This is a genomic window from Pseudomonas sp. SG-MS2 (genome assembly GCF_009933855.1).
GTDB lineage: Bacteria > Pseudomonadota > Gammaproteobacteria > Pseudomonadales > Pseudomonadaceae > Aquipseudomonas > Aquipseudomonas putida_E.
Map to the genome: position 1 here is coordinate 1 of NZ_MOMO01000028.1, position 10343 is coordinate 10343.

Sequence of the window (10343 nt, forward strand, 5' to 3'; positions counted from 1 at the left end):
GCCGGCAAACACACCCTGCAAGCTGCGTCGTATCGACGACCAAGAATTCAAGGCAGGTAAGAAATGAGCGCTATCAACGTCTTCCAGCAAAACCCCGGCGCCGACGCCAAGGCTCAGTCGCCGCTGCACCACGCCGACCTGGCCAGCCTGGTTGGCAAGGGCCGCAAGAACGCAGGCGTAACCCTGCGTGAAAAGAAATTCCTCGGCCACCTGACCCTTCGTGGCAATGGCCACGACCCGGAGTTCGCCGCAGGCGTGCACAAGGCCCTTGGCCTGGAGCTGCCAGTGGCCCTGACCGTGGTCGCCAACAGCGACATGTCGCTGCAGTGGCTCGGCCCTGATGAGTGGCTGCTGATCGTCCCTGGCGGCCAGGAGTTCGCCGTCGAGCAAAAGCTGCGCGCGGCCCTTGAAGGCCAGCACATCCAGGTGGTCAACGTCAGCGGCGGGCAAAGCCTGCTGGAGCTGCGCGGCCCGCACGTGCGCGAAGTGCTGATGAAGTCCACCAGCTATGATGTTCACCCGAACAACTTCCCGGTCGGCAAGGCGGTGGGTACCGTGTTCGCCAAGTCGCAACTGGTGATTCGCCGCACGGCCGAGGACACCTGGGAGCTGGTGATTCGCCGCAGCTTCGCCGATTACTGGTGGCTGTGGCTGCAGGACGCTTCTGCCGAATACGGCCTGAGCATCGAAGCCTAAGGAGAGCAACATGAGTCGGGCACCGGATACCTGGATTCTCACCGCCGACTGCCCGAGCATGCTCGGCACCGTCGACGTGGTGACGCGTTACCTCTTCGAGCAGCGCTGCTACGTCACCGAGCACCACTCCTTCGATGACCGGCAGTCGGGGCGCTTTTTCATCCGCGTCGAGTTCCGCCAGCCGGACGATTTTGACGAGGTCGGTTTCCGTGCCGGCCTCGCCGAGCGCGGTGATGCGTTCGGCATGGCGTTCGAGCTGACCGCACCCAATCACCGCCCCAAGGTGGTGATCATGGTGTCCAAGGCCGACCACTGCCTGAACGATTTGCTCTATCGCCAGCGTATCGGGCAGTTGGGCATGGACGTGGTCGCGGTGGTGTCCAACCACCCCGACCTCGAGCCACTGGCCCACTGGCACAAGATTCCCTATTACCACTTCGCCCTCGACCCCAACGACAAGGCCGGGCAAGAGCGCAAGGTGCTGCAGGTGATCGAAGAGACCGGCGCCGAGCTGGTTATCCTTGCCCGCTACATGCAGGTGCTGTCGCCTGAACTGTGCCGGCGTCTGGATGGCTGGGCGATCAACATTCATCACTCGTTGCTGCCAGGGTTCAAGGGCGCCAAGCCTTATCACCAGGCGTACAACAAGGGTGTGAAGATGGTCGGCGCCACGGCGCACTACATCAACAACGACCTGGATGAAGGGCCGATCATTGCCCAGGGGGTCGAGGTGGTGGACCACAGCCATTACCCCGAGGACCTGATTGCCAAGGGGCGTGACATCGAATGCCTGACCCTGGCGCGGGCGGTCGGGTATCACATCGAGCGGCGGGTGTTTCTCAACGCCAACCGTACTGTCGTTCTCTGAACAATTCTGGGGCTGCTGCGCAGCCCTTTCGCGACACAAGGCCGCTCCTACAGGCGATTCGCGTCCCCTGTAGGAGCGGCCTTGTGTCGCGAAAGGGCCGCAAAGCGGCCCCCGCTTTTGGCCTGCCGTAAAAAGGCATCCCCCTGTCGTTTTCAGTCAGTGCCTCGCGCTCCATCAAGCCCACAATTCCCTGCATTCCAGCAACACATGTCGCCCATGGACGGCGGCGCTTCAACCAACGCTGCATAAATACAAATCAAGCGAGGTAAGAGCATGTCTGGCAATCGTGGAGTGGTGTACCTGGGCGCTGGCAAGGTCGAGGTGCAGAAGATCGACTACCCGAAGATGCAGGACCCGCGCGGCAAGAAGATCGAGCACGGCGTCATCCTCAAGGTGGTCTCCACCAACATCTGTGGCTCCGACCAGCACATGGTCCGCGGCCGCACCACTGCCCAGGTCGGCCTGGTCCTGGGCCACGAAATCACCGGTGAAATCGTCGAGATGGGGCGTGACGTCGAACGCCTGAAAATCGGCGACCTGGTGTCGGTGCCGTTCAACGTCGCCTGCGGCCGCTGCCGCTCCTGCAAAGAGATGCACACCGGTGTCTGCCTCACCGTCAACCCGGCTCGTGCCGGCGGTGCCTACGGTTATGTCGACATGGGCGACTGGACCGGCGGCCAGGCCGAATACGTGCTGGTACCGTATGCCGACTTCAACCTGCTGAAACTGCCCGATCGCGACAAGGCCATGGAGAAGATCCGTGACCTGACCTGCCTGTCCGACATCCTGCCAACCGGCTACCACGGTGCCGTGACTGCTGGCGTAGGCCCAGGCAGCACCGTTTACGTCGCAGGTGCTGGCCCGGTCGGCCTGGCTGCCGCCGCCTCTGCCCGCCTGCTGGGCGCTGCCTGCGTCATCGTCGGCGACCTCAACCCATTGCGCCTGGCACACGCCAAGTCCCAGGGCTTCGAAGTGGTCGACCTGTCCAAGGACACCCCGCTGCACGAGCAGATCATCGATATCCTCGGTGAGCCTGAAGTGGATTGCGCCGTCGATGCCGTAGGCTTCGAAGCCCGTGGCCATGGTCATGAAGGCGCCAAGCACGAGGCCCCGGCTACCGTGCTGAACTCGCTGATGCAGGTGACCCGCGTTGCCGGCAACATCGGTATTCCTGGCCTGTACGTGACCGAAGACCCGGGCGCGGTGGATGCCGCCGCCAAGATCGGCGCGCTGAGCATCCGCTTCGGCCTGGGCTGGGCGAAGTCGCACAGCTTCCACACCGGCCAGACCCCGACCATGAAATACAACCGCCAATTGATGCAGGCGATCATGTGGGATCGCATCAATATCGCCGAGGTCGTAGGCGTGCAGGTGATCAGCCTGGATCAGGCGCCGGAAGGGTATGGCGAGTTCGATGCCGGGGTGCCGAAGAAGTTTGTGATTGACCCGCACAAGACGTTTAGCGCGGCATAATTTAAAAACAGAAAGCCCCACGAGAGTGGGGCTTTTTGCTATCCGTTAGTTCCAACGTGACGGAGCCTTTGGGAACTTATCAGTGGGATGCCTGATTTCGCTAGCCTTGGAATGAAACGCCGACCGCTGTGATTCAACAAAGCTTCTGATGAACAGCGGCTGCAGGGCCGCGGCATCGGGCAGCGGGCTCACGCTGCGTGATCCTGCAGGTGAGCTATCCGTCGATGCTATTGGCGAGTCGGGCGTTGGCATTTTTGGGATTGTAGGGGTCGAATCCCGTCGGACCGCTGTTTCGCCCGACGTTAGTCCGCCTTCTGTATGAGCGGTGTGCCCTCCGGCTTGAGAAGAAGGTGTCAGCGAGCTATTCGACGAACTTTTTGCTGTTGACGGACTGATATTCATGGCGCTGTTCTTGCTAACCTTGAATATATCGCCATTTGGGAGTTCAACCCGCCTCACCCTTTTTGGCATATGCCCGCTTGAGTCGATGAAATTGACCGGGTCACCTTCGCAATAGCAGTAAGCATTCAACCCACCCTGCCCGAATGGGCTCCAGCTGTCTGCAGCCAGGAAACGTCTCAGGCGCGGAGAATAGCTGCGGTATCCAAGCCCAAGTAGGTAGGAGGCCGCACCTGGCACGTAAGCTTCGCCATTGAAGCCAAGCGTTATTCGCATCGAGGGCAAGTTCGGATCGTGCCCGTAGGCTGAAAAGTTGTGGCCTTCCAGGTCCTCCGTATCTTGAACATTGAGAACGGAACCCTTGTCATCGGTTGCCAGCAACCCGGTGGCAGGCGTGTCGCCGGTTTGAACCTCAGCTAGGGGCATGTCGTCATTGCGCAAGATGGCGCGTTGCTGGTTGCCCTGTTTTACGGTGACGAGCTTCCCGTTTTGGTAGAAGAAGAGAGAGCTGCTTAATGGCTTTTTCATTAATCAGTCCTTTGTAGGGTAAGTATAGAAATGAAAATTATTACAGCGCATCGCCACTGCGTATAATTTGACGGTCGTGCTCGGCCGCAGAAGTTATAGCGCTATCTGACGGAGTGGCGGTTTTGCGTTGGAAGTTAAAGTTGGGTGTTCGCTTGAAAAATGATTGCTTCTCATGTATTGCTATGTTGATTATGGCTTGTCCGCCATTGTTGGAATTAAATTTGAAAGAAGGTGTTGCAGTGACTGTACCTGAATAACCAATGGCGCGACGGTTGGTGATGTTGGATACCGACTGTATTAGTGATGTTCCGTTGTTTGCTGTCGGATCGGCTGACTTGCAGGAGATTATATGTATGTCATGTTTGCTGGTGGGAAACCCTAGTTTCTCTAGGTTTTTAACTAGTTTCTGCCCGTCGAGTTTGCCTTGCTCAGTTGCAATTCGGCCCTGTTTGCCGTGCGAAGCAACAGTGATCGCTTGTGCGTTCTTGCGCGTGGGGTGTTTTGCCATGTAAGCAAAAAAACCGGCTGTATTTTTAGCTTGACCAGAAAACCTGTTGGTTTTTCCGAAGATTCTGAAGTGCCCCGATGGGTCGTTATAATTAACGGGGTCGCCAGTGACAAATGCGTAACCATTTAGGCCGCCAGCCCCAAACGGGCTTAAGCTATCGGGACTTAAAAATCGCATGATTGTTGGATGGTACGCACGCTGGCCATTGCCCAGCAAATACCAACCGGTTTCTGGCTGGTATCGCTCCCCCTTAAAGCCCAGTAAAGAGGGGTTGCATTGTTTGTTCAGGTGGTGTCCGTAAGCGGTATAGGTTAGAGAACTGTTCTCCGAAAGACTGTTTGTCTGTAGAATCGACCCGTTTCCGTCGGTTACCATTATTTTGATCGGGCTTGTATCACCGTGCTCTTTTTCGGCTAAGGGAGTATCCAGCATACGAAAAACGGTACTCGTTCTTTTTTCGCGCTTTACGGTCACTAGGTTTACACCTAGGTAGAAGTTTAACTGGCTGCACTCGATTCTTTTGCTCACTGTTGATTCCCTCGTATAGGATAAGGTGTTTGCCTAGAAATAGGGTGGGCAGCGAAGTAACAGTGTCTGGTTCTTAGCAGCTATCCACAACTGGCAAAACTGCTAGTTCTTGAACATGGTTGTTCTGACATCTGACAAAAGATCGAGAAAATTCTTACACCTAAAAACTAGTCATCCCTAGCCTTAGGAAATACCCTACGCATTCTGTCGACCGCCGTCTGATTGCCCCTGGAATCCTCACCCTCTAGCCTGATCGAGTCGCTGAATGGTTCAGCGATCGGGCGTGGAAACCCGGCAAGATGCATGGCTGTTGTCGATATGGCGGCTGTACGCGGGAGGTCTTCGGGCCTGCCGGGTTAACCATGCACCGGTCTTTCCACCCCGTGTACAGCTGTCACCCTAATGTGTGGAAACGGACGGGTGGCACTTCACACTGCATGGTGTTTTGATGAAAAAAATAGTCCCCGATCCACCCCGCCTCAAACTGTTCAACACCCTCTATTCCTCCATCCACCCCGAGCTGATCCCACCCGAGGCCTTGGCGGTCGCCAGCGAGATGCTGCTGGGTATCTCTGAAGTCGTCGGCGAGTATTGCCGCGCGCATACCGGCGAGCCGGGCGTGCACATGCTCACCAATGCCGTGCATAGCGCCGATACCGCACATGCGTTGATCGAGCATGCGCTTGAGCGCATGTGAAGGTTTGGGGGCAATACGATGAGTGAAGACACACACGCAAACATGACCGTTGGCGTCGAGACGTTCTGCGAGGCCGGTGACAAGCCCTGCCATATTTTCCGGGTGATGCCGGGCGTGCCGTTCGAGCACGCCTATGAACAGGTGTCGGTGCTGCTGGGGTACATCAAGCACCTGGTGCGCGAAGGTGATATGGAGGATGACCACAAGCTGCTCGGTGCGGCGGATTACCTGAGTGCATTTGCCAAGGCAATCATGGATGACATCGAAATTGCCCGGAACAGGATGCGTTGATTACCTGAGGCTTGCAGTCGGGCTGCTGGGGCCGCTTTGCGGCCCTTTCGCGACACGAGGCCGCTCCTGCAGCTGAACGGGGGGCTGATGCGGGCCTGCCCGATGCGCGGCCCGGAACAAACCTCTGAACACTCAGTCGAATGCCTCGTTTCCCAGGCCATTCCGGCCTACGAGGTCCCCCCGATGAAAGCATTCACCCTGGCAACCCTGATGACCCTGGCCGCAAGCCCGGTGTTCGCCTTCAACCTCAGCGATGCCGCCAATGCTGTGTCGGCCGTGCAAAACCAGAATCAGCAAGCCCAGGTGCAGGCGCCTGAGGCGCAGGCCAATCTGCTCAACACCCTGGGCAGCGAACTGAACATCACCCCGGAACAGGCCGTGGGCGGGGCAGGGGCGATGCTAGGGCTGGCGCGCAACAACCTGAGCAGTGACGACTACGGTCAGCTGACCCAGGCTGTGCCGGGGCTGGACTTGCTGTCTGGCGCCGCCATGTTGGGCGGGTTGAGTGGGCTGGGCGAAATGCTGGGCAAGAACAGCCAAAACCAGTCGGCATTGAGCAATGCATTGGGTAACAACGTTGAGAACCGCAGCGACCTGGACAATGCCTTCAAGGCGCTGGGTATGGATACGGGCATGATCGGGCAGTTCGCGCCGTTGATTTTGCAGTACCTGGGCCAGCAGGGGATTGCCGGTTCATTGCTGCAGAATCTGGGCAGCCTGTGGACTACCCCGGCGCCTTTGGCTCAGCCGTCGGTGTGAGGGCCTTATAGGGCCGCGGTCAGCCCATCTCCCCGCGCAACTGCTCGATCCGCTGGTCCTTCTCAATCCACAGCTGATTCACCCAGGCCTGTACTGCCTGGCGGAACGCCGGATCATTCTCGTAATCCCCTGCCCACAGGGCAGGGTCAAGCTCTCGCACCTGAATGTCGATGATCACCCGGCTGATGCTGCCGTTGAGCAGGTCCCAAAACCCCGGAGCCTTGTTGCCGGGGTAGACGATGGTCACGTCCAGCAGCGCATCGAGCTGCTCGCCCAGCGCCGCCAACACGAACGCCACGCCGCCGGCCTTGGGCTTGAGCAGGTAACGGTATGGCGACTGCTGTGCCTGGCGTTTGGCCTCGGTGAAGCGGGTGCCTTCGAGGTAGTTGACCACAGTCACCGGCTGGCGCTTGAACAGCTCGCAGGCGGCTTTAGTGATTTCCAGGTCCTTGCCCTTGAGCTCGGGGTGCTTCTCCAGAAACGCCTTGCTGTAGCGCTTCATGAACGGGTAATCCAGGCCCCACCAGGCCAGGCCCAGCAGCGGTACCCAGATCAGCTCCTTCTTGAGGAAAAACTTGAAGAACGGCGTGCGGCGGTTGAGGCTTTCGATCAGCGCAGGGATGTCTACCCAGGTCTGGTGGTTGCTCACGGCCAGGTAGGAGGTGTCCTTGCGCAGGCTCTCGACGCCGCGGATGTCCCATTGGGTAGGGATGCACAGGGCGAAAATGGCCTTGTCGATTTCCGACCAGGCTTCAGCGACCCACATTACGGCAGCGGAGGTGTAGTCACGCCACCGGCCCGGCAGCACCAGTTTGAGCAGGGCGAAGACCAGCAGCGGGCAGATCAGCACCACGGTGTTGAGCAGCAGCAGGATGGTCGTAAGAATGCCGGTCAGCAGGCGACGCATAGGGAAACTCTTGTTGTGGGATTTGAACGGGCGGCAATGATAAGCAGCGCCGCAGCCTACGCCAAATGTCCAATGCCCAGCGGCGCGGACAAATGTTTCACATTATGTTGTTTACCCTTGTGACAGCGAACCTATCCTGCTTGCACAGTCTAAGCACTGACCCCATTCAAGGAAGCCTGCCTGTGAAACCAATGCTAGCCCTGTTGTCGCTGTTGGCGCTGCCGGTAATGGCCGCAGAACCTACGCTTTACGGCCGTTATGAGAACATCTCCCTGCCTGAACTCGGCGAAACCCTGAAGGCCAAGATGGACACCGGGGCGTACACCGCTTCGCTGTCGGCCAAGGACATCGAGCGCTTCACGCGCGATGGCGAGGACTGGGTGCGCTTCCGCCTGGCGACCAAGGAGTCCGACGGCAAGGTGTACGAGCATAAAGTTTCGCGCATCAGCAAGATCAAGAACCGCGCCGACGAAGACGATGAAGGCGATGCGCCCGAGCTTTCGCGCAGGCCGGTAATCGACCTTGAGTTGTGCCTGGGGGATGAGAAGCGCACCGTGGAAGTGAACCTGGTCGACCGCAGCAGCTTCAACTATCCGTTGCTGGTGGGGGCCAAGGCGTTGCGCGAGTTCAAGGCTGCGGTAAACCCGGCCAAACGTTTCACTGCGGGCAAGCCTGACTGCTGATCCGCAGGGCGACGCGCTCTTCATGTAGGAGCGGCCTTGTGTCGCGAAGGGGCGCGCAGCGGCCCCAAAATATCCACAGCAGCACAGATATTGGGGCCGCTGCGCGCCCCTTCGCGACACAAGGCCGCTCCTACAGAGGATTGCGTCTTCATTGAAACTTGCCTATATGTCCAGCTTCGCTCTCAGCAAGGCCGGATGCCATGCCCCACATTCTCATCGTCGAAGACGAAGCCGCCATCGCCGATACCCTGATCTACGCCCTGCAGGCCGACGGCCACAGCACCGCGTGGGTGACCCTGGGCACCGCGGCCCTGGAGCAGCAGCGCCAGCGGCCGGCCGACCTGGTGATCCTCGACATCGGGCTGCCCGACATCAGTGGTTTTGACACCTGCCGCCAGCTACGCCGGTTCACCGAGGTGCCGGTCATGTTCCTCAGCGCCCGAGACGGTGAAATCGACCGGGTGGTAGGCCTGGAAATAGGCGCCGACGACTACGTGGTCAAACCCTTCAGCCCGCGGGAAGTGGCGGCTCGGGTGCGGGCGATCCTCAAGCGCATGGCGCCACGGGCCGAGCCACCCGCCGAAACGGCAGTGTTCCAGCTCGACACCCTGCGCATGCTGATCAGCTACCGTAGCCAGCCGCTGAGCCTGACCCGCCACGAATTCCGTTTGCTGCAATGCCTGCTGGAGCAACCGCAGCGTGTATTCAGCCGCGAACAGTTGCTCGATGCGCTGGGAGTGGCCTCCGACGTGGGTTACGAGCGCACCATCGACAGCCATATCAAGAGCCTGCGCGCCAAGCTGCGGCAGGTGGCTGCCCATGCCGAACCGATCCAGACCCACCGTGGGCTGGGTTACAGCTACAGCCCGGAACACGCCTGATGCGCCTGGGCATTCGGATCTTTCTGGTGTACTTCCTGTTCGTCGGCTTGGCGGGTTACTTCCTGCTCAATACGGTGCGCGAGCAGATTCGCCCCGTGGTACGCCAGTCTTCCGAGGAAACCCTGGTAGACACTGCCAACCTGCTGGCCGAGATCCTTCACGATGACGTCAAGGCCGGCACCCTTGCCCAGAGCCGCCTGCCTGAGGTGCTCAAGGCGTATGGCTTGCGCAGCCCCGGCGCGCAGATCTGGGGCCTGGCCAAAAACCAGGTCAGCCACCGCATCTACGTTACCGATGCCCAAGGCATCGTGCTGCTCGATTCCAGCGGCCAGGACCTGGGCAAGGACTATTCGCGCTGGAACGACGTGTACCTGACGCTGCGCGGCCAATACGGTGCCCGTTCCACCCGCAGCATCGAAGAGGATGAAAGCACCTCGGTGATGCACGTGGCCGCGCCGATCGTTGACCAGGGCAAGGTTATCGGCGTGGTCACCGTGGCCAAGCCCAACAGTTCACTGCAGCCGTACATCGACCGTTCCGAACAGCGTTTGCTTGGCCTGGGGTTGGGGCTGATCGGCATGGGCCTGTTGGTCGGCGCCGCGCTGTCCTGGTGGCTGGCCCGCTCCCTGCGCAGGCTGGCCCGCTATGCGCAGGCGGTCAGCGAAGGCCAGCGCGCCGCGCTGCCTTACTACAAGGGCGGTGAGCTGGCGCACCTGGCCAATGCGGTGGAACGCATGCGCACACAGCTTGAGGGCAAGGCGTATGTCGAACGCTACGTGCATACCCTGACCCACGAGTTGAAGAGCCCTTTGGCGGCTATCCGCGGTGCGTCTGAATTGCTCCAGGGTGATATGCCGGCCGAGCAGCGGGCGCGTTTTGCCGGCAACATCGAGCGCGAAAGCGAGCGGCTGCAGCAGATGATCGAGCGGTTGCTAAACCTGGCGCGGGTCGAGCAGATGCAGGCGCTGGAAGATGAGCAGCAGGTTGCCTTGGCGGCGTTGGTCGATGAGCTGCTGCTGGCGCATGCCGCACGCATCGACGCAAGCGGCTTGCAGGTGCGCCAGCGGGTGCCGGCGGGGTTGTGGCTGCTGTGCGATCCGTTTCTCATGCGCCAGGCGCTGGCCA

12 protein-coding genes are annotated in these 10343 nt (G+C 59.8%); 9 read left to right on the forward strand and 3 right to left on the reverse strand.

Annotated elements, in window-relative coordinates:
* Positions 1-63: 63 nt before the first annotated feature.
* From BLX42_RS02405 to fdhA, 3 genes are all read left to right on the forward strand, one after another.
* Positions 64-696 (forward strand): sarcosine oxidase subunit gamma, encoded by a 633-nt coding sequence (locus BLX42_RS02405; RefSeq protein WP_046787515.1) that lies wholly within the window; start codon positions 64-66, stop codon positions 694-696.
* A gap of 10 nt (positions 697-706) precedes the next feature.
* Positions 707-1564 carry a formyltetrahydrofolate deformylase gene (purU, locus tag BLX42_RS02410; protein WP_039603955.1) on the forward strand — a complete coding sequence of 286 codons (858 nt, stop codon included), beginning with the start codon at positions 707-709 and terminating at the stop codon, positions 1562-1564.
* Between the two features lie 273 nt (positions 1565-1837).
* Positions 1838-3037: a formaldehyde dehydrogenase, glutathione-independent gene (fdhA, locus tag BLX42_RS02415; protein WP_008095899.1), complete on the forward strand. Its 1200-nt coding sequence runs from the start codon at positions 1838-1840 to the stop codon at positions 3035-3037.
* Positions 3038-3082: 45 nt separating this feature from the next.
* Here the strand turns inward: fdhA and BLX42_RS02420 are convergent, their stop codons facing one another.
* The gene (locus BLX42_RS02420; protein WP_161871063.1) at positions 3083-3964 is read right to left on the reverse strand and encodes an RHS repeat-associated core domain-containing protein; all 882 of its coding nucleotides are present in this window, start codon (positions 3962-3964) and stop codon (positions 3083-3085) included.
* Between the two features lie 40 nt (positions 3965-4004).
* Entirely contained in the window at positions 4005-5000 is a 996-nt protein-coding gene (locus tag BLX42_RS02425; protein ID WP_256671910.1) for an RHS repeat-associated core domain-containing protein, read from the reverse strand.
* 448 nt (positions 5001-5448) lie between these two features.
* On the opposite strand from BLX42_RS02425, the gene BLX42_RS02430 reads away from it, so the two are divergent.
* From BLX42_RS02430 to BLX42_RS02440, 3 genes are all read left to right on the forward strand, one after another.
* Positions 5449-5697, forward strand: coding sequence for a hypothetical protein (locus tag BLX42_RS02430; RefSeq protein ID WP_046787518.1), 249 nt, complete (start codon positions 5449-5451; stop codon positions 5695-5697).
* Positions 5698-5715: 18 nt separating this feature from the next.
* Positions 5716-5988, forward strand: a complete 273-nt coding sequence (locus tag BLX42_RS02435) for a DUF3077 domain-containing protein (RefSeq protein ID WP_161871064.1) — start codon at positions 5716-5718, stop codon at positions 5986-5988.
* Between the two features lie 183 nt (positions 5989-6171).
* Positions 6172-6747: a DUF2780 domain-containing protein gene (locus BLX42_RS02440; protein WP_115273077.1), complete on the forward strand. Its 576-nt coding sequence runs from the start codon at positions 6172-6174 to the stop codon at positions 6745-6747.
* Positions 6748-6766: 19 nt separating this feature from the next.
* Here the strand turns inward: BLX42_RS02440 and BLX42_RS02445 are convergent, their stop codons facing one another.
* The gene (locus BLX42_RS02445; RefSeq protein ID WP_161871065.1) at positions 6767-7654 is read right to left on the reverse strand and encodes an acyltransferase; all 888 of its coding nucleotides are present in this window, start codon (positions 7652-7654) and stop codon (positions 6767-6769) included.
* Positions 7655-7836: 182 nt separating this feature from the next.
* Here BLX42_RS02445 and BLX42_RS02450 point away from each other — a divergent pair, with 182 nt between their 5' ends.
* From BLX42_RS02450 to creC, 3 genes are all read left to right on the forward strand, one after another.
* Entirely contained in the window at positions 7837-8337 is a 501-nt protein-coding gene (locus BLX42_RS02450) for an ATP-dependent zinc protease (RefSeq protein ID WP_012316630.1), read from the forward strand.
* Positions 8338-8537: 200 nt separating this feature from the next.
* Positions 8538-9218, forward strand: a complete 681-nt coding sequence (creB, locus tag BLX42_RS02455) for a two-component system response regulator CreB (protein ID WP_115273075.1) — start codon at positions 8538-8540, stop codon at positions 9216-9218.
* A partial coding sequence (gene creC, locus BLX42_RS02460) for a two-component system sensor histidine kinase CreC (protein WP_161871066.1) occupies positions 9218-10343 on the forward strand: 1126 nt, incomplete at its 3' end. The genes creB and creC, both read left to right, overlap by 1 nt.